Origin of the sequence: Ralstonia sp. ASV6 (assembly GCF_016429285.1) — a bacterium.
In the GTDB taxonomy this organism is placed as follows: domain Bacteria; phylum Pseudomonadota; class Gammaproteobacteria; order Burkholderiales; family Burkholderiaceae; genus Ralstonia; species Ralstonia flaminis.
The window spans coordinates 1-18,534 of the sequence record NZ_JAELUI010000073.1 but is presented as its reverse complement, the minus strand read 5'-3'; the positions used below and the strand labels follow the sequence as shown (position 1 = coordinate 18,534).

At 63.4% G+C, this 18,534-nt stretch carries 13 protein-coding genes; 9 read left to right on the top strand and 4 right to left on the bottom strand.

Annotated elements, in window-relative coordinates:
• The first annotated feature begins 164 nt into the window (after positions 1 to 164).
• The 5 genes from JHD73_RS15570 to JHD73_RS15550 all read left to right on the top strand — a co-directional run bounded on the left by JHD73_RS15570 (position 165) and on the right by JHD73_RS15550 (position 10,231).
• Positions 165 to 1,568: an MdtA/MuxA family multidrug efflux RND transporter periplasmic adaptor subunit gene (locus tag JHD73_RS15570; RefSeq protein WP_199031172.1), complete on the top strand. Its 1,404-nt coding sequence runs from the start codon at positions 165 to 167 to the stop codon at positions 1,566 to 1,568.
• A 48-nt stretch (positions 1,569 to 1,616) separates the two neighbouring features.
• A complete protein-coding gene (locus tag JHD73_RS15565; RefSeq protein ID WP_199031171.1) occupies positions 1,617 to 4,763 on the top strand; it encodes an MdtB/MuxB family multidrug efflux RND transporter permease subunit in 3,147 nt (1,048 codons plus the stop codon).
• Entirely contained in the window at positions 4,760 to 7,867 is a 3,108-nt protein-coding gene (locus JHD73_RS15560; protein ID WP_199031170.1) for a multidrug efflux RND transporter permease subunit, read from the top strand. Before JHD73_RS15565 ends, JHD73_RS15560 begins: the two co-directional genes overlap by 4 nt.
• A complete protein-coding gene (locus JHD73_RS15555) occupies positions 7,867 to 9,399 on the top strand; it encodes an efflux transporter outer membrane subunit (RefSeq protein ID WP_199031182.1) in 1,533 nt (510 codons plus the stop codon). The genes JHD73_RS15560 and JHD73_RS15555 overlap by 1 nt, the downstream gene beginning before the upstream one ends.
• Before the next feature lie 268 nt (positions 9,400 to 9,667).
• Positions 9,668 to 10,231, top strand: a complete 564-nt coding sequence (locus JHD73_RS15550; protein WP_199031169.1) for an acyloxyacyl hydrolase — start codon at positions 9,668 to 9,670, stop codon at positions 10,229 to 10,231.
• A gap of 84 nt (positions 10,232 to 10,315) precedes the next feature.
• Here JHD73_RS15550 and JHD73_RS15545 read toward each other — a convergent pair whose 3' ends face one another.
• The gene (locus tag JHD73_RS15545; protein ID WP_199031168.1) at positions 10,316 to 11,668 is read right to left on the bottom strand and encodes a sensor domain-containing diguanylate cyclase; all 1,353 of its coding nucleotides are present in this window, start codon (positions 11,666 to 11,668) and stop codon (positions 10,316 to 10,318) included.
• A gap of 661 nt (positions 11,669 to 12,329) precedes the next feature.
• On the opposite strand from JHD73_RS15545, the gene JHD73_RS15540 reads away from it, so the two are divergent.
• Positions 12,330 to 12,809: a hypothetical protein gene (locus JHD73_RS15540; protein WP_199031167.1), complete on the top strand. Its 480-nt coding sequence runs from the start codon at positions 12,330 to 12,332 to the stop codon at positions 12,807 to 12,809.
• On the opposite strand, the gene JHD73_RS15535 is transcribed toward JHD73_RS15540, so the two are convergent.
• A complete protein-coding gene (locus tag JHD73_RS15535) occupies positions 12,810 to 13,211 on the bottom strand; it encodes a GtrA family protein (protein WP_368735542.1) in 402 nt (133 codons plus the stop codon).
• Positions 13,212 to 13,413: 202 nt separating this feature from the next.
• Here JHD73_RS15535 and JHD73_RS15530 point away from each other — a divergent pair, with 202 nt between their 5' ends.
• Together JHD73_RS15530 and JHD73_RS15525 are read left to right on the top strand one after the other, a co-directional pair.
• The gene (locus tag JHD73_RS15530) at positions 13,414 to 14,322 is read left to right on the top strand and encodes a flagellar brake protein (RefSeq protein ID WP_199031166.1); all 909 of its coding nucleotides are present in this window, start codon (positions 13,414 to 13,416) and stop codon (positions 14,320 to 14,322) included.
• Between the two features lie 243 nt (positions 14,323 to 14,565).
• Positions 14,566 to 15,993 (top strand): bifunctional diguanylate cyclase/phosphodiesterase, encoded by a 1,428-nt coding sequence (locus JHD73_RS15525; protein ID WP_199031165.1) that lies wholly within the window; start codon positions 14,566 to 14,568, stop codon positions 15,991 to 15,993.
• A gap of 94 nt (positions 15,994 to 16,087) precedes the next feature.
• Here the strand turns inward: JHD73_RS15525 and JHD73_RS15520 are convergent, their stop codons facing one another.
• Complete coding sequence (locus JHD73_RS15520; protein ID WP_199031164.1) at positions 16,088 to 17,656, bottom strand: methyl-accepting chemotaxis protein; 1,569 nt, start codon at positions 17,654 to 17,656, stop codon at positions 16,088 to 16,090.
• Between the two features lie 313 nt (positions 17,657 to 17,969).
• On the opposite strand from JHD73_RS15520, the gene JHD73_RS15515 reads away from it, so the two are divergent.
• On the top strand, positions 17,970 to 18,110 hold the full coding sequence (locus JHD73_RS15515) for an entericidin A/B family lipoprotein (protein WP_199031163.1): 141 nt from the start codon (positions 17,970 to 17,972) through the stop codon (positions 18,108 to 18,110).
• A gap of 93 nt (positions 18,111 to 18,203) precedes the next feature.
• Here JHD73_RS15515 and JHD73_RS15510 read toward each other — a convergent pair.
• Positions 18,204 to 18,534 (bottom strand): phospholipase D-like domain-containing protein (locus JHD73_RS15510; protein WP_233176995.1); only part of this gene is annotated, 331 nt, incomplete at its 5' end.

Here is an 18,534-nt window from a genome sequence, read left to right as displayed (position 1 = left end):
GTTTCGCGCGGTAACAGCCGAATAGGTTTGTAATCTGGCGTAATACAACCCGCGGCGCGACTAATTCTGCGCAAAGACGATGCCTTTAAGCTGCGGTCTGACTGGAATGGGCGCCGGGTATCATGTGCGCTCGTCCCCATATTGATCCAACCAGGAAGCACGACATGTCCGAGGCGATGGACCCTGAACGCGGCAACAATAAAAACGCCGGTCATAAAGATGCGGACCGCGGCACGCACGAGACGCATGATGGCGTCTCGCCGACGCTGTTGCCGCCCCCGCGCGAGGGCGGCAAACGCCGTCGCTGGGGGATCTGGGTGGTGCTCGTCATCCTGGTGCTGATCGGCTATGCGGTCTGGCACGCAACGCACCGCAACGCCGGCGGCCCCGGTGGCGCGGGCCGAGGCGGCTCGGGTGGACGCGGCGCAGCCATGGCCAACAAGCCGATGCCCGTGATGGTGGCCACCGCCACGAAGGGCGATATCAATGTGGTGATCTCGGCATTGGGCAACGTGACACCCGTGGCCAACGTGACCGTCAAGAGCCGTGTGGACGGTCAGCTTGTGCGCGTCAACTTTACCGAGGGGCAGAACGTAAAGGCCGGCGACCTGCTGGCTGAAATCGACCCGGCCACCTATCAGGCGCAATTGCTGCAGGCACAGGGCCAGCTTGCCCGCGACCAAGCTCTGCTGCAGAACGCCAAGCTTGACCTGCAGCGTTATCAGACGCTGGCCGCGCAGGATTCCATCTCCAAGCAACAGGTGGACACCCAGGCCTCGCTGGTGCGCCAGTATGAAGGCACGGTCAAACTGGACCAGGGCAACGTCGACAACGCCCGTGTGCAACTGTCCTACACGCGCATCACGGCGCCGGTGTCGGGCCGCGTAGGCTTGCGCCAGGTGGATCCGGGCAACATTGTGCACGCGTCGGACACCAACGGCATCGTCGTCATCACGCAGATCGACCCGATGACGGTCATCTACTCCATTCCCGAAGACAGCCTGCCCAAGGTCATGCCACGCCTGCAGTCCGGCGAAAAGTTGCCGGTGGACGCCTGGGACCGCGCGCAGACCACGGTGCTCGCACATGGCACGCTGATGACGGTGGATAACCAGATCGACAACACCACTGGCACGGTCAAGCTGCGCGCACAGTTCCCGAACCAGAACGCCGCGCTGTTCCCCAACCAGTTCGTCAACGTGCGCATGCGTGTCGATACGCTGCACGACCAGGTGATCGTGCCGGGCGCCGCCATCCAGCGCGGTACGCAAGGCACGTTTGTCTACATCGTCGGCCAGGACAGCAATGTGACGCTGCGTGTGGTCAAGCTGGGCGTGACCGAAGGCGAGCGCGTCTCGGTCACCTCTGGCTTGCAACCCGGCGAGCGCGTAGTCATTGACGGCGCCGACAAGCTACGCGACGGTGCACCTGTGGAAGTGATCCAACCTGGTGCGGCCAATGCGGCAAGCGCCCCTGCTGCGGGCCAGACCCACCAGGGTGGTCGCCATCGCCGTGGCCAGGGTGGCGCTTCGGCGCCCGCTGCGAGCGCGCCTGCCGCCAAGCAGTAAGCCGTGCCTCGCGCACTCGCCTGACGAAGTCTTCTGTTCCGAGCTGGCATGAATCCCTCCCGAATTTTTATCCTCCGGCCCGTGGCGACCACCCTGTTGATGGTCGCCATCCTGCTGTCGGGCCTGGTGGCGTACCGGATGCTGCCGCTCTCTGCGCTGCCCGAGGTCGACTACCCGACCATCCAGGTGACAACGCTGTATCCGGGCGCGAGCCCGGACGTGATGACATCGTCCATCACCGCACCGCTGGAGCGGCAGTTCGGCCAGATGCCAGGCCTGAAGCAGATGACATCGTCCAGCTCGGGCGGCGCCTCGGTCATCACGCTGCAGTTTGATCTGTCCCTCTCGCTCGACATTGGCGAGCAGGAAGTGCAGGCGGCCATCAACGCAGCCGGCAACCTCCTGCCGACCGACCTGCCGATGCCGCCGATCTACAGCAAGGTCAACCCGGCAGATGCGCCGATCCTGACGCTGGCGATCACCTCCAACACGATGCCGTTGCCCAAGCTGGAAGACCTGGTCGACACACGCATCGCGCAAAAGCTTTCGCAATTACCGGGTATTGGCCTGGTGAGCATCAGCGGCGGCCAGCGGCCGGCAGTGCGCGTTCAGGCCAACACGTCGGCACTGGCGTCGCTGGGTCTGTCGATCGATGACATCCGCACCGCCATCGGCACGGCCAACGTGAACGGCGCCAAGGGCAGCTTCGACGGCCCGATGCGGGCATCCACCATCGACGCCAACGATCAGCTCAAGTCCGCCGCTGAGTACAGCAAGATGATCGTCGCCTACAAGAACGGCGCACCCATTCGCCTGTCCGATGTGGCGCAGATCATCGACGGTGCCGAAAACAGCAAGCTGGCCGCCTGGGCCAACACCACGCCCGCCATCATCCTGAACGTGCAGCGCCAGCCGGGCGCCAACGTGATCGAGGTGGTGAACCGCGCCAAGGCCCTGCTGCCACAGTTGAAGGACACCCTGCCCGGCAACGTGGATGTGGCGCTGCTGACCGACCGCACCACCACCATCCGTGCCTCCGTTTCGGATGTGCAGTTCGAGCTGATGCTGGCCGTGGCGCTGGTGGTGATGGTGATCTTCCTGTTCCTGCGCAACGTGCCGGCCACCGTCATTCCTGCCGTGGCGGTGCCGCTGTCTCTGGTGGGTACGTTTGGCGTGATGTACCTGACCGGGTTCTCGATCAACAACCTGACGCTGATGGCGCTCACGATTGCCACGGGCTTTGTGGTGGACGATGCCATCGTCATGATCGAGAACATCGCCCGCTACATTGAAGAAGGCGACCCGCCCATGGAGGCGGCACTCAAGGGCTCCAAGCAGATCGGCTTCACCATCATCTCGCTCACCTTCTCGCTGATTGCGGTGCTCATTCCGCTGCTGTTCATGGGCGACGTGGTGGGCCGGTTGTTCCGCGAATTCGCCATCACGCTGGCGGTGTCGATTCTGATTTCGGCGGTGGTGTCGCTCACGCTCACGCCGATGATGTGCGCACGCCTGCTCAAGCACATTCCCGAAGCGGAGCAGACGCGCTTCTATCACGCTGCCGGCGCGTTCTTCGACAACATCATCGCGCACTACGGCCGCATGCTGCAGTGGGTGCTCGACCGCCAGAAGAGCACGCTGCTGGTGGCCATTGGCACGCTGGTGCTGACGGGCGTGCTGTATGTGGTGGTGCCCAAGGGTTTCTTCCCGGTGCAGGACACGGGCGTGATCCAGGGTATTTCGGATGCAACGCAGTCGATCTCGTTCTCGGCAATGGCCGAGCGCCAGCAGAAGCTGGCCGAAGTGGTGTTGAAAGACCCGGCGGTGGAAAGCCTGTCGTCGTTCATTGGTGTGGATGGCACGAACACCACGCTCAACAGCGGCCGCATGCTGATCAACCTCAAGCCGAAGGACCAGCGCGACGCCGATGCGAGCGAAATCATCCAGCGCCTGCAGCCCGAGCTGGCCAAGGTAGCCGGCATCTCGCTATATATGCAGCCGGTGCAGGATCTGACGATTGAAGACCGCGTCAGCCGCACGCAATACCAGTTCACGGTGGAAGACCCGGATCCGGCAAACCTGTCGAAATGGGTGCCCAAGCTGGTTGAGCGCCTGAAGCAGACCCACGAACTGCGCGATGTGGCGAGCGACCTGCAGGACAACGGCCTGCGCGCCTATGTGCAGGTGGACCGCGACAAGGCAGCGGTGTACGGCATCACGATGGCGGCGGTCGACAGCGCGCTGTACAGCGCCTACGGCCAACGCCTGGTGTCGACCATCTTCACGCAGTCGAATCAATACCGCGTGGTGCTGGAAAACGACCCGGACATGCATGCCGGCCCGCAGTCGCTGTATGACCTCCATGTGCCATCCAGCAACGGATCGACAGTGCAGCAGGTGCCGCTGGGTGCCTTTGCCACGGTGGTCGAACAACCGGGCTCGCTGGTGGTTAATCATCAGGGTCAGTTTCCGTCCGCCACCATTTCGTTCAACGTGGCGCCGGGTGCATCATTGGGCGCGGCGGTGGAAACCATCAAGGCTGTCGAGCAGGAAATCGGCCTGCCGCTCAGCATGGCGACCAGCTTCCAGGGTGCGGCCCTGGCATTCCAGGCCGCCCTGTCCAACCAGCTCTGGCTGATCCTGGCCGCCATCATCACGATGTACATCGTGCTGGGCGTGCTGTACGAAAGCACGATTCACCCGGTGACGATTCTATCGACGCTGCCCTCGGCCGGTGTGGGTGCGCTGCTGTCCTTGCTGATTGCCGGCAAGGACATGGGCATCATCGGCATCATCGGCATCATCCTGCTGATCGGTATCGTCAAGAAGAACGCGATCATGATGATCGACTTCGCGCTGGAGGCCGAGCGCGAGCAAGGCATGAAGCCGCGCGATGCGATCTACCAAGCGTGTCTGCTGCGCTTCCGGCCGATTCTGATGACGACCATGGCAGCCCTGCTGGGCGCGCTGCCGCTGATGCTCGGCACGGGTGTGGGCTCGGAGCTGCGCCAGCCGCTGGGCATCACCATGGTGGGCGGCCTGCTGGTCAGCCAAGTGCTGACGCTGTTCACGACGCCGGTCATCTATCTGGCATTCGACGGCCTGGGACTGCGCCTGCGCAACTGGCGAGAGCGCCGCACGGCCGCCCGTAGCCGCGGCACACCAGGCGCCGATCAACCGGGCAGCCAGCCATGAACCTGTCCGCCACCTTCATCGCACGGCCGGTTGCCACGGCACTGCTGACCATTGGCGTGGCGCTGGCGGGCATGGCGGCGTTCCGCTTACTGCCGGTATCGCCGCTGCCGCAGGTGGATTTTCCAACCATCTCGGTCAGTGCTTCGCTGCCCGGCGCCAGCCCCGAGACAATGGCTGCCACCGTGGCAACGCCGCTGGAGCGCTCGCTCGGCCGCATCGCCGGCATTACGGAGATGACGTCGTCCAGTTCGCTGGGCTCGTCACGCATCACGCTGCAGTTCGATCTGTCGCGTGACATCGACGGTGCGGCACGCGATGTGCAGGCCGCGATCAACGCGTCGCGCAGCCTGCTGCCGTCTGGCCTGCCGAGCAACCCGACGTACCGCAAGGTCAACCCGGCAGACGCGCCGATCATGATTCTTGGGCTGACGTCGGACACCATGTCGCGCGGCGAGCTGTACGACGCGGCGTCAAGTATCCTGGCGCAGAAGCTGTCGCAAATCACTGGTGTGGGCCAGGTGACCATCGGCGGCGCGTCGCTGCCGGCGGTGCGCGTGGAGTTGAACCCGGCCGCGTTGAACAAGTACGGCATCTCGATGGAGACCGTGCGCACCATCATCACCTCCACCAACGCAAACCGGCCCAAGGGCATGGTGGAATCCGGCGATCGCGTGTGGACGATCTTTGCCAATGATCAGGCCAAGAAAGCCGCCGAATACAAGCCGCTGATCATCGCCTACAACAATGGCGCCCCGGTACGACTGTCTGACGTGGCAGAAGTGACCGACAGCGTGCAGGACATCCGCAACTACGGCTCTGCCAACGGCAAGGCCTCGGTGCTGCTCATCATCAGCCGGCAGCCGGGCGCCAACATCATCGACACCGTCGACGCCATTAACGAGACGCTGCCCTATCTGCGCAACACCATTCCCGCCCAGATCAACCTGGACGTGATGATGGACCGCACCCCCACCATCCGCGCCTCGCTAAAAGACGTGGAACGCACGCTTGTGCTGTCCATTGCGCTGGTGATCATGGTGGTGTTCCTGTTCCTGCGCAACGTGCGGGCTACGCTCATCCCCAGTGTGGCCGTGCCGGTATCGCTCATCGGCACCTTCGGGGTGATGTACCTGTGCGGCTACAGCCTCGACAACCTCTCGCTCATGGCATTGACGGTGGCGACCGGCTTCGTGGTCGACGATGCCATCGTGGTGCTGGAAAACGTCTCACGGCACATCGAAAACGGCATGCGGCCCATGCAGGCCGCGCTCAAGGGCGCGCGCGAGGTGGGCTTCACGGTCGTGTCGATGAGCTTCTCGCTGATTGCCGTGTTCATTCCGCTGCTGCTGATGGGCGGCATTGTCGGCCGATTGTTCCGCGAGTTTGCGGTGACGCTGTCGGTGGCCATTCTGGTGTCGCTGGTGGTGTCGCTTACCACCACCCCGATGATGTGCGCCCGCTTGCTCAAGCCCGCCAACGAAGAGGAATACGGTTGGTTTCACCGCAAGACCGAAGGCTTCTTCACCCTACTGCTCGACATCTATCGCAACTCACTGGCCTGGGCGCTGCGTCATAGCTGGCTCACGCTGCTGATCCTGTTTGCGACGGTGTGTCTGAACGTCTATCTGTACATCATCGTGCCGAAGGGCTTCTTCCCGCAGCAGGACACGGGCCGCGTCATCGGCTTCATCCAGGCTGACCAGGCGATCTCGTTCCAGGCCATGCGCACCAAGCTGACGGACTTCATCACCATCGTGCGGCAGGACCCGGCCGTGGAAAACGTGGTGGGCTTCACCGGCGGCAGCCAGCGCAACACCGGGCAGATGTTCCTTCAACTCAAGCCACTGGCCGAGCGCAAATTGTCGGCCGACCAAGTCATCAACCGGTTGCGCGGCAAACTTGCGCAGGAGCCGGGTGCCACGCTGTTCCTGCAATCGGTGCAGGACATTCGCGTGGGGGGCCGAGCCAGCAATGCGCAGTACCAGTACACGCTGCAGGCGGACGACCTCAATGAGCTGCGCGAATGGGATCCGAAGATCAAGCAGGCGCTCATGCAGGCCAAGTCGCTGGTGGATGTCAACACCGATACGCAGGACAAGGGCCTGCAAACCACGCTCGTGATCGACCGCGACAAGGCCAAATCGCTAGGCATCAACCCCGCCGATATCGACAATGCGCTGAACGACGCATTCGGCCAACGCCAGGTGTCCACCATCTACAACCCGCTCAACCAGTACCGGGTGGTGATGGAAGCGGCGCCACAGTACTGGCAAAACCCTGAAGGCCTGCGCGACATCTACGTCATCACGTCGTCCGGCGCGCAGGTGCCGCTGTCCACCTTCTCGCACTACGAGCCAACCAACACGGCGCTGGCGGTCAACCACCAAGGGCAGTTTGCAGCCAGCACCATCTCGTTCAACCTCGCGCCTGGGGCGTCGCTGTCCACTGCCACGCAGGAGATTCAGGACACCATGAACCGCATCGGCGTGCCGACCTCCGTGCACGGCAGTTTCCAGGGCACCGCCAAGGCGTTCCAGGATTCGCTCTCCAGCCAGCCGGTGCTGATCCTGTTCGCGCTCATCACGATCTACATCGTGCTGGGCATTCTGTACGAGAGCTACGTGCACCCGATCACGATTCTGTCGACGCTGCCGTCGGCCGGCGTGGGGGCGCTGTTGGCGTTGATCATTACCGATACGGACTTCTCGATCATTGCGCTGATTGGCGTGATCCTGCTGATCGGCATCGTCAAGAAGAACGCGATCATGATGATCGACTTTGCGCTGGAGGCCGAGCGCAGCCAGGGCATGAGCCCGGCTGATGCCATCTTCCACGCCTGCGTCCTGCGCTTCCGGCCGATCCTGATGACAACGATGGCGGCACTGCTTGGCGCCCTGCCGCTCGCACTCGGCCACGGCGACGGTGCCGAACTGCGCACGCCGCTGGGTATTTCCATCGTCGGCGGCCTGTTGGTCAGCCAGATCCTGACGCTCTACACCACGCCGGTGGTCTACCTGGCGCTGGACCGCCTGCGCCTGCGCCGCGCCGGCCGCACGAAAGACACACCGTTGCCCTCTTTGGGTTCGCAAGGAAGCTCGACATGATGAAAAGAGGCAATCAAGCCCACCGCACACCCCGCCTGCTGCCGCGCACGTTGTTGAGCGCGACGGCGCTGGCTGCCTGCGCACTGCTGACCGCCTGCGCGGTCGGCCCCGACTACAAGCGCCCCGACACCGAGGTGCCTCAGCAGTACAAGGAAGCTGGCGACTGGAAGGTCGCCAACCCGAGCGACGCCATCGCCCGCGGCAAATGGTGGGAGATTTTCAACGACCCACAACTGAACGCGCTAGAAGAACAGGTGGCCGCCGCCAACCAGAACATCGCGGTGGCTGAGGCGCAATATCGCCAGGCGCAGGCGCTGGTGCAGTCAGCGCAGGCATCGTTCTTTCCGACCTTGGGTGCGAGTGCCTCGGCCACGCGCAGCCGCTCAGTGCGCACCACCGTCAACCCGGACGGCAGCCTGTCGGTCGGCAACCCAAGCCTGCTCAACTCGCAGAGCCTGTCGCTCAACGCAAGCTGGGAGCTGGACCTGTGGGGCAGCATCCGCCGCAATGTCGAGGCAAACAAGGCCAGTGCCGAAGCCAGCGCCGGAAACCTCGCCGCAGCCCTGCTCTCTGCGCAGGCGACACTCGCGCAGGACTACTTTCAACTGTTGGTCACGGACACCCAAAAGGCCGTGCTGCAACGCACCGTGGCCGATTACGAGCGTTTCCTGAAGCTCACGGAAAACCAGTACGCGGTGGGCGTGGCACAGCGCTCCGATGTGCTTTCCGCGCAAACACAGCTCAAGCAGGCGCAGGCGCTCCTGCTTGACGCGGAGGTCTCGCGAGCCCAGCTAGAGCACGCCATTGCGGTGCTGATCGGCAAGCCGCCGGCAGAATTCTCCCTGCCGACCCAAAAGGCAACCAACTTCTATGAATTGCCGACCATACCGGACATCCCGCTGGAGATTCCGTCGGCCATCCTGGAGCGCCGCCCCGATGTAGCCGCCGCCGAGCGCAACATGGCCGCCGCCAACGCGCAGATTGGCGTAGCAAAAGCCGCTTACTTCCCGACGCTCACCCTGGGAGGCTCGACAGGGCTCGCGGCGAATACGCTGTCACACCTGGCAACGCTGCCAAGCCGCATCTGGTCAATCGGCCCGACCCTTGCCGCCACGCTGTTCGACGGCGGTGCGCGTTCGGCAGCGGTGGATAAGGCCGGAGCGGCCTACGACGGATCGGTGGCGACGTATCGTCAGACGGTGCTCGGCGCCTTCCAAGATGTCGAGGACAACTTGGCAGCCCTGCGCTGGCAGGCGCGGGAACTTGAGGTGCAGGCCGAAGCGGTCAAGGCAGCCCAGCAGGCGGCAAGCATTGACCTGAACCGCTACCGCGCGGGTACGGTCAGCTTCCTCGAAGTCATCACCACACAGGCAACCGCCTACACCGCCGAGCGCACGCTGCTTACTCTGCAAGGCAAGCAGTATTCGGCAGCGGTGCTGTTGGTCAAGGCGCTGGGCGGCGGCTGGCACGGCGAGGTGCCAGTAGTCGGCCAGGCCGCGCTACAGCCAGCTTCCGCCCCCACCGCGCAATAAACCCACGCCCCCCTGTGTTGCCAGCGGCTGACATTTCGTCGTCGGCAACACTGCCTTGTGTATAGGGAGCCGCACGCGGTGCGGTCATTCCCCCTATAATCGACGGAATTTTTCGGCCTAGTCTGATTGCCTCGGGTACGCAAATTGCGCTTGCCACGTCGCTGTCTCGGCTGTCTGTTTGTCTGCCGCCATGTTCGCTGCGCGCGTGGCCGGCCGTTGCCGTTGCCGTAAATCGCGCGCTGCACAACCGCTTCTGCCGCTCTCTCCGATGATCCGATCGACACTCCCCCGCTCCGTCAAGCTCATGGCCGCCGCACTCGGTGCCGCCTCGCTGTTTGCCGCCCTGCCCGCCCAGGCCGACCCGTCCGTGCGTGTGATCTACGGCAAGGACAACCGCCACGGCATCGAGAAGTACGGCGTTGACCTGGATTTCGATTCGGGCTTCCACTGGGGCAACCCGGAAGGCTGGTTCGTGAACCTGGACTGGGAAGTGGCACTGGGTCAATGGCGCTCGACGCAAGGCACCAACCGCCAGAACATCACCGAGTTTGGCGTAACGCCGCTGTTCCGCATTGAAAAGCGCGGCGGCTCGTGGGTGCCGTTCATCGAGGCTGGCGTCGGCCCGCGCCTGTTGTCGCACACCCGCACGTCGGACGAGCACAACTTCAGCACGGCCTTCCAGTTCTCCGACATGATTGGCGTGGGCGTGGCCTTCGGCAGCAAGCAACAGTTCCAAGTTGGCTACCGCTTCGAGCACCTCTCGAACGCGTCGATCAAGCGTCCGAACCCGGGTACGGATCTGAACGAGCTGTACTTGCGCTACACGTTCTGAGTGGCGTGAGCGGGCTGATGCCCGCCCCGGCATTTGGTGAAAGCGGCCTGCCCTTGCGGCGGGCCGTTTGTTTTGTGCGGCAGATCAGCGCACGTCAGCTTCGCCGTCGAGGTCGCGGTCGCGCGATCGCATGCCCATCAGGCGCTCGTAGTTGAGCGAGGCATGGAAGCCAAAGCCATTGCCGCCGGCACGCTTGACTTCGTACATGGCGGCATCAGCATTACGGATCAGCGTCTGAGCATCGTGGCCGTCAGCCGGGTATAGCGCCACACCGGCACTCACGCCCATCGACAGCACATGGCCCTCCACACGAAACGGCGCCTGAAGTTGATCGATCAGGCGCTCGATCGTCTGCTCCACATCGTCGCGCGTGGCGCAATGCGTGAGGATCGCAACAAACTCATCGCCACCCAATCGGGCAACCGTGTCGGACGCGCGCAGGCCACTGCGCAAGCGCATGGCGGTAGCCTTGAGAACCAGGTCTCCTACGCCGTGACCGTATTCGTCGTTAACAGGCTTGAAGCGGTCCAGGTCGATAAAGACAACCGCCACCTGACCGCGGGAACGACGCGCAGCTTGAATGGCGATGAACAACCGGTCGCGCAACAGGCGTGCGTTGGGTAAATCGGTCAGCGGGTCATGCAGCGCAAGGTGATGCGCCTGGTCGAGCATGGCTCGGCGCTTGGTGACGTCGAGCAGCGTACCGCTCACGCGTGTCGCCATGCCGCGTGCATCGCGCTCGGTCACGCGGCCGCGTGCGGCAATCCAGATCCACTGCCCGTGGCTCCCGCGCATGCGCTGCTCTACCTCAAAGCTCTCGACATCACCGCGCAGGTGACGATAGATGCGCCGCGCACTCAGGGCCGCATCCTGCGGATGCACCATGGAGAACCATGCGTCGGGATCGTTGGGCAGATCGTCGGGATCGTAGCCGAGCATGTCGGCCGTGCGGCGATTGAAGGACACATGCCGCGCACGCGTCGACCAATCGAAGGTGCCAAGCCCAGCACCATCGAGCACATAAGACAGGCGCTGCTCCGAAGCGCGCAGCGACTCAAGCGCCAGGCGCCGCGCAGTCACATCCTGCACCTGCACGATGAGATGCTTGCCGATGCTTGCACCGCTGATCTCATGCGCAAGCGCGAAATCGGCCTGTACCCATACGGTACTGCCGTCCTGGCGCACAAAGCGGGTTTCCATCGACAGCGCTTCGCGCTGACCGGAGAGCAGCGCTTCAACGCCGTCGCGCGTGCGCTCGGTGTGATCGGGGTGGCAGAGATCGAACAGATCGCGCGTGCGCAGCGTCTGCGCTTCATGGCCTGTCAGCACGCACAGAGCGCGGTTCACGTCGAGGAAGCGACCCTCCGGCGCGCACAGGCCGATCCCTATCGGCGAATGTTCGATCGCAGCCTTGTACAAGTGGTGGTCCTCAAGCATGGCGATGCAATTTCGCGAATGCGGCAGTCCCGGGGGTGGCTGTGTGATGACGGCCGTCCCGCCCCAGAGCGCTCAACAACGCAATGCTTTGCGTCGGGCTGGGCGGGGGCGGTCGGCGTGATCCCCGTAACCGGTCTCGTGGTCTGCAACTCCAGCGGTGGCTGGCAGACCGGTCCGTGCACGTTGCGTGCGCACGAATCGAGGCGGACTATAGAAGCCGCTGGTTAACGGGGCAATCCCTTCCCGCGAGGGGACATGGACCATGTGCTCACTCTGGCCCCCTCGTACTCGAAGTCGACGCGAAGGAAACGCGCCCCGCGTCATTCCCGTCAGCGTTTGTCGCTGCCGATTGTCGACAGCCGCCCGGCGACGCTGGGCATCCCACAACTCTACACCCTGGCCACACGCAGAGCAGCTAACCATTTGGTTAGGTCGAAAGGATGCAACGCGCGGCGCAACCGTTTGCCTGATACGCGCGCAGGGTTCTCCACATTGTGGATGTCTCCACTTGCAGACAAGCCTTAGGCGATCATCCAGAAGAACGAGGTCGCGCAAAAAGGGAGCGCGCTCCATTACTATTCTTGGAGATCGCTTCGGGGGGCGAGTGAACACGGCGAGCCGACGCGCGTCCATATGGCGTGCGCGGTCAGTGGGAGGTTGTATGGAATTGAGTTTTGTCGCCCCCGGCACGCAAACGCACCGCTACGCCCTGAAGCTGGCGGGCCTGCCCGCAGAATCCGAGGGTACCGAGCCCATCGATCCGGTCTGGATCGACGATGCCCTCACCGCAGCCGTGCGTGTATTTGACGCGCATCGCGTGCACTTTGCCGACGCGTACTTCGCCTACCGGGCCCGCGATGCAGCGCAGCATCCCGCACATGCCGCAGACGTCGCTCCATCCACGCGCGTTGCGGGCGATCTGCACGACGACACACCACTGCTCGCAGATACCTTTGCCATTGCGCAGCTTGCGGCACTTGTCTCGCTGGAGGCGGCCGGCGTAGCCGACATCATCGACGTGCGTCTCGTGGTCGAGCGCTTGCGCGACGATGGCCCGCCCCCGCCCGCCGACGGCATCGGCGAAGTCACATTCACCACCGAAAGCACCCCAAGCCTGCGCGGCGGCGCCAGCCGGCACTGATTACGGCGACGGCCCGGTCGGCCTGCCCACGGCGGCGGCATCCCGAAAAGTCCAGTGCCGGTGCACCAGAAAGTTGAAGACAGCGGTGATTGCCGAGGCGAACATCTGCGCGACGAGGTAATACAGCCCAAGCGCCAGACCAATCGCCATGATGGTGGCATTGCACCCCAGTGCCAGGAACGCCACCACGCCAAATCGCAACATCGCGCCGATATGCCCGCGCGTACTGTTGAACACCGCCTGCCGACTGATGAAGTAGTTGAGCGTGGCACCGATGACGCTGCCGGCTACGGATGCCCGCCAGGGCGAGACACCCACCTGCACCAGCCCAAACAGCACGGCGTAGTGCGCCAGCGTCGCACCGCCGCCAATAACGACATAGCGCGCGAACTGCTCTGCCACTGCCCAAACACCCCGCCGAGAGATTGTCGTCACGCCGTGCCCGCCGTGGAAGAAAGACTGCGCCGCATCATAGCAACGGTGTGTGCAACTCCTGTGCCCACCCAAACCTGAAGCGACGCCAAGTGCGCTTTGCGCTTAAAGTTGCGTGACATTTGGCCGTATAAAGTCGTGGGACCCGCGCAGGTGCGGGTGCGCCATTGCCATGCTTGAACTTCAACCTCTCGACATTCCGCTTGCAATCCCCCTGCCGTGGCCGATGCTGGACGCCGACGGGCAACTGCTCGTACCCAAGGGCGACGTCATCCACTCGCCGGAGGAGATCGACCTGCTGTTTACGCTGCATCGTCCGCATCGTCAGGCTGACGGCTCGCCGCAGCCGGCGCCCGCCTTTGCCAACATGCAGTTCCCAAACACGCTGTTCCCCGACATTGGGGGTGAAGACCCGGACGGAGAACGCAACATCGCCATGGAGCTGCTGGGCCTGCGCCCGGGCGGCATGCTCACCGTACGCCTGACGGCGGGTGCTGGGCAAAGCAAGGGGGCCGCGCGCGTGATGGGCTACAGCCCGCAGCGCCACCTGCTCATCACCATGCCGACCGACAGCGGCCGCGCGGTCATGCCTGTCAAGGACGAACTGCTGGAGATCCACGCGTTCTCGGGCGAGGGCATCGCCAGTTTCGAATGCACGGTGATGGCAGTGTGCCGCATCCCCTTCGAATACGTCGTGCTGTCACCGCCGCGGCGGATCAAGAACCGCACGTTGCGCAAGTCGCTGCGTGTGCGAACCAACGTGGTCGGCAAGATGCTGGTGAGCGGCGAGCCGCCGCGCATGATCCATATCTCCGACATCAGCACGACAGGGGCGTCGTTCCGCTCCGCGCATCGGCTGGAAGTCAGTGGTGCACCCGCGCGCCTGCGCTTTCGCGTGAAGACGCGCGACTACCACTCGGAGCTGGTGGCCGCGACGCTCATCCGCAGCGAGAAGCCCGCTGACTTGCCCAATACCTATCAGTACGGCGTGGAGTTCATCGAGTTGGTCGCGGCACAGAAGATGCTGTTGCAGTGCTTCATCTACGAGCAATTGCTGTGGGGCGGCCAACGCATGGTGTAAGTCAGCAGCATGGTTGCCGCAACAGCAAAACGATATCAATTCCTTTTTTATCTGAATTAACCACAACTAAATTTATAAAAGCGGCGTATGTGGTTCCGATGAAAACCCACCGCGAATCGGCCACCCACGCCGTGTTTCGGCTTATGATGCCCAGAGGTTTGCCGTAACAACGTTACACAATTGACGGCATAGGCAAACCCGTGCATTTCCGTTTCAAAGGTATTTGCAGGACGATCCCCATTTATGAGTCGCGCAACATCTGTCGCGCCATCGGGTCTGGATCCCATCTCCGAACTGCCGGATCGAGAACGATTCGTCTACCTGCTGGCAGCGATGCCACACACCGCACAGCCCGGCGCCGCCCATGCAACCGGCGCATTGCTGCTGATCGGCCTGGATCATTTTGCCGAGGCGACCAACACGCTAGGGCCCCTTGCGGCACGTGCAGTCATCGTTGAATGTGCGGCACGCCTCAAGGCGCTATGCACGCCCGATGCCGATGGCAGTGCCCCGATCGTCGGGCGCGTGGGCCACGAAACCTTTGCCGTTGCCTCGGCTGAATTTGCCTCCGCACAGGCCGTCCACGATCTCGCACGACGTATCTCCGCCGCGCTCACGCGGCCGTTTATTGCGCAGGGGTACGAACTGGTTTGCTCGTGCAGTATTGGCATGACACTGTTCGAGAGCACGCCCACGGAAGCCGCACGGCTGATCGAACAGGCGGATCGCGCGCTCTATCACGTGCAGCACGGCGGCGAGCAAAGCCCCGCACTGTATGCCCCTGCCGCAATGGCGCCGCGCACCGACGGCGCAGCAGCGCCACACCAGACAACGGACCCCGCCGCTGAACATCCGCGCCTGGCAGCGCAGCTACGCCACGCACTGGCGCGCCGCCAGTTCAGCCTAAACCTGCAACCGCAATTGAGCCTGGCCGACGGCAAGATCGTCGGCTACGAATTTCTCTTGCGCTGGATCTCACCTGAGCTGGGCGGCGTGGCACCGGCGGATTTCCTGCCGATCCTGGAGCAGAGCGGTGACATCCGCGAGGTAGGCCGTTGGGTGCTCGACAATGCCGCCCAGATGCTCGCCGGCCTGCAGCGCGAAGAATCCGAGCGGTCAGGTCGCGGCGGCCAACGGCATCAATCCAGCGTGCATGCTGCGGTCAACCTGTCGGTAACGCAGTTGCTCGATCCCCAGTTGAGCAACATCGTGCGAGACATTGCTGCACGCCATGCGGTGCCAACCACGCGGCTGGTATTCGAGGTGTCGGAGCACACGCTGCTGCGTGTGAGCGGCGCGGCGCATCAGGCCATCGACGCTCTGCGCGCATGCGGAGCACGGGTGGCCATGGAGGACTTTGGCGCGACGGCGCACAGCCTCGATTGTCTGGAGGCCTTCCGCCCCGATCAGGTCAAGCTCGACCAAGGCGTCGTCAGTGCCGGGGCAGATGCCCACCATCACGGCACACTGCAAAAGTTGGTAGCCGCTGCGCACGCCGCCGGCGTGCCTGTCACGGCCACACGCGTGGAAACGGCCGCGCAGCTCCAAGCGCTGCGTGCCTGCCGTTGCGACGTGATTCAGGGTTACCTGCTATCGCAGCCCTTCCCTGTGCGCTGGATCGACGATACGCAAGGCGTGATTGCCGAGCGCGCTCGCGATCTGATGCCCTAGGGCTCGGGACACCACGGCAAAAACAAACGCCCCTCCGCGCATGCGGAAGGGCGTTGTGTTGTTGACGGCTGAAGCGAGTCGCTCAGTACCGCATTCAAACGTGGTTCGTGCGGAAGACCGCAACCGCGCTGCGCAGCGCCTCCGCCTGCTCCTCCAGCGACTCTGCAGCGGCAGCTGCCTGCTCCACCAGCGCGGCATTCTGCTGGGTCACCTGGTCCATCTGCGTGACAGCCTGGTTGACCTGCTCGATGCCGCTGCTCTGCTCTTCCGAGGCGGCGGAAATCTCGCCCATGATGTCGGTCACACGCTTGACGGCCACCACCACTTCCTCGATCACCGTACCGGCCTCGGCCACCAGCGTTGAGCCGTTCTGCACACGGCCAACCGAGTCCCCGATCAGCTCCTTGATCTCTTTGGCTGCCGTGGCACTACGCTGCGCGAGGCTGCGCACTTCACCGGCCACCACGGCAAAGCCACGGCCTTGCTCGCCGGCGCGGGCGGCTTCCACCGCGGCGTTGAGCGCCAGGATGTTGGTCTGGAACGCGATGCCCTCGATCACGCCAATGATGTCGGCAATCTTCCTGCTGCTGTCGTTGATGCCCGTCATCGTCTCGATGACGCGGCCCACGACTTCCCCGCCCTTGACGGCGATATCCGACGCATTGACTGCCAGCGTACTGGCCTGACGGGCGTTGTCGGCGTTCTGCTTCACGATGCTGGTCAGCTCTTCCATGCTGGAAGCGGTTTCCTCCAGCGAGCTGGCCTGTTGCTCCGTGCGCTGCGACAGGTCGGCATTGCCGGCGGCGATCTGCTTGGTGGCGCTGGCGATCGAGTCCGAACCCGTGCGCACCTGGCCGATGATCTGCTGCAGACTCGTCTGCATCGAAGACACGGCGTGCATCAGGCGCGCGGTTTCATCACGACGGCCAGCCGTGGTTTGCCCTTCCATGCGCGTGGCAAGGTCACCCGAGGCCATACGCTCAAACACCTGGATGGCCCGCTCCAGCGGGCGCACCACCGTGCGGCCCAGCACACTACGCGCCACCACCGACAACACCAGCGCTGCAGCCAACAAGCTACCCGCAATCCAGATGCTCATGGCATAGCGCGACTGCGAATTGTCAAAGCGCGTCTTGCCGTACTTGAAGCGTGCCCCAACCAGCGGCCCCAGCGCCGTGTCGTAATCGACAAACAGCTTGGGCACCTGGGTCGTGTTCAGTTCGCGATAGGTGGTGAGATCGCTGCGTTCCAGCGCCGCAATGGCAGGCTCCAGCGCCGTCTTCACGAACTTGGTGCGTGCTGCGTCGGCGAGTTGCAGCTGGGCGCGATCGGCGTCGGGAATCGGCAGCTTCATGAACTCGGCCCACGCGTCGTTGGCCGAGTTGACCATGGTGTGCGCATCGGCCAGCAGCTTCTTCAGTTCGTCCGGCGACGACACCGAATCAAAATTGGTCAGGTGAATGCGTGCCCACAGCAGATTGATGGTGTCCTTGGCCAGCAGGTCCAGCCCCTTGGCATCTTCCAGGTACACGGCACGCAGGTCGTCATTCGTCGCCCGGCCGGTGGAGATGCCCGCAAAACCCACGACCGCGATCATCACGGCAAACGCCGCAACCAGCATCGTCAATCGCGTCCGAATGCTCGTGTCCATCCACTTCCACATATGTATTCCCCCGCATGGTTGGCCGTCAGGCGCTGTCTTGTGCTCTTTTTTCCGGCTTCGATGTACCGGTTGTCTGGCACCCGTTTCACTCCTGAAATGTCCTAACGGCAGGGGGCGGCGGAAGTAGAGCCCCTCCCCACGAATGTCCGGGATACGCCGCAAGTGATACGAAAGACTGTCAAAAAGATGCGCCCGAAGCACCCTACGTGCGCGGGGTGGCACTAAAATGCGGTCTGCGCCACCGGATGGGTGGCAATCATGCGAAACCGCGCAAGCTCGCGCGGTAGACCGCTCTACTCACAAGGGGATCAAGATGAAGAAACTGATTGCACTGGTAGCCCTGGGCTGCGCTGTCTTGGCCGGTTGCAACACGATGGCAGGCATGGGCAAGGACATCCAGTCGGGTGGCCAGAAGCTGGAAAGCGCTGCCGACAACACCAAGCAGAAGATGTAATGCTGGATCGGCTAGGGCGATTACCCAGCCAGATTTGAAAGATGCCAGAAAAAAACGCCACACATCGTGGCGTTTTTTCTTGCGCATACTGGCCTATAACAGCTCCTCCGGCGTAAACGGCGCCAGCATCTGAATCCATACGCGCCGGCCCAGGCTCACGTCCGGCTCATGGTCGGTCACGATCTCCTTGTCGTTCTCGTACGTGGTCCAGCGCAGGTGGCCATCTACCTGGGTCACATGGTAAGCACTGCTCCGGATCGCCGCGTCGAACAGCCGCGCCACCGCCTGCGACAGCACCGGGCTGTGGATGATCAGCCCCGTTTCCGTATTGAGTCCGACCGAACGCGGGTCGACATTCATCGACCCGACGAAGAGCGTGCTGCGGTCAACAATGACCGACTTCACGTGCAAGCTCGCCTGCGCC

Bases quoted from the DNA above. Each gene is read 5' to 3' on its own strand.
- JHD73_RS15530 (WP_199031166.1), top strand. From the start codon at position 13,414: ATGCTTGAACTTCAACCTCTCGACATTCCGCTTGCAATCCCCCTGCCG.
- JHD73_RS15550 (WP_199031169.1), top strand. From the start codon at position 9,668: ATGATCCGATCGACACTCCCCCGCTCCGTCAAGCTCATGGCCGCCGCA.
- JHD73_RS15520 (WP_199031164.1), bottom strand. From the start codon at position 17,656: ATGTGGAAGTGGATGGACACGAGCATTCGGACGCGATTGACGATGCTG.
- JHD73_RS15540 (WP_199031167.1), top strand. From the start codon at position 12,330: ATGGAATTGAGTTTTGTCGCCCCCGGCACGCAAACGCACCGCTACGCC.
- JHD73_RS15555 (WP_199031182.1), top strand. From the start codon at position 7,867: ATGAAAAGAGGCAATCAAGCCCACCGCACACCCCGCCTGCTGCCGCGC.
- JHD73_RS15560 (WP_199031170.1), top strand. From the start codon at position 4,760: ATGAACCTGTCCGCCACCTTCATCGCACGGCCGGTTGCCACGGCACTG.
- JHD73_RS15515 (WP_199031163.1), top strand. From the start codon at position 17,970: ATGAAGAAACTGATTGCACTGGTAGCCCTGGGCTGCGCTGTCTTGGCC.
- JHD73_RS15545 (WP_199031168.1), bottom strand. From the start codon at position 11,668: ATGCTTGAGGACCACCACTTGTACAAGGCTGCGATCGAACATTCGCCG.
- JHD73_RS15565 (WP_199031171.1), top strand. From the start codon at position 1,617: ATGAATCCCTCCCGAATTTTTATCCTCCGGCCCGTGGCGACCACCCTG.
- JHD73_RS15525 (WP_199031165.1), top strand. From the start codon at position 14,566: ATGAGTCGCGCAACATCTGTCGCGCCATCGGGTCTGGATCCCATCTCC.
- JHD73_RS15570 (WP_199031172.1), top strand. From the start codon at position 165: ATGTCCGAGGCGATGGACCCTGAACGCGGCAACAATAAAAACGCCGGT.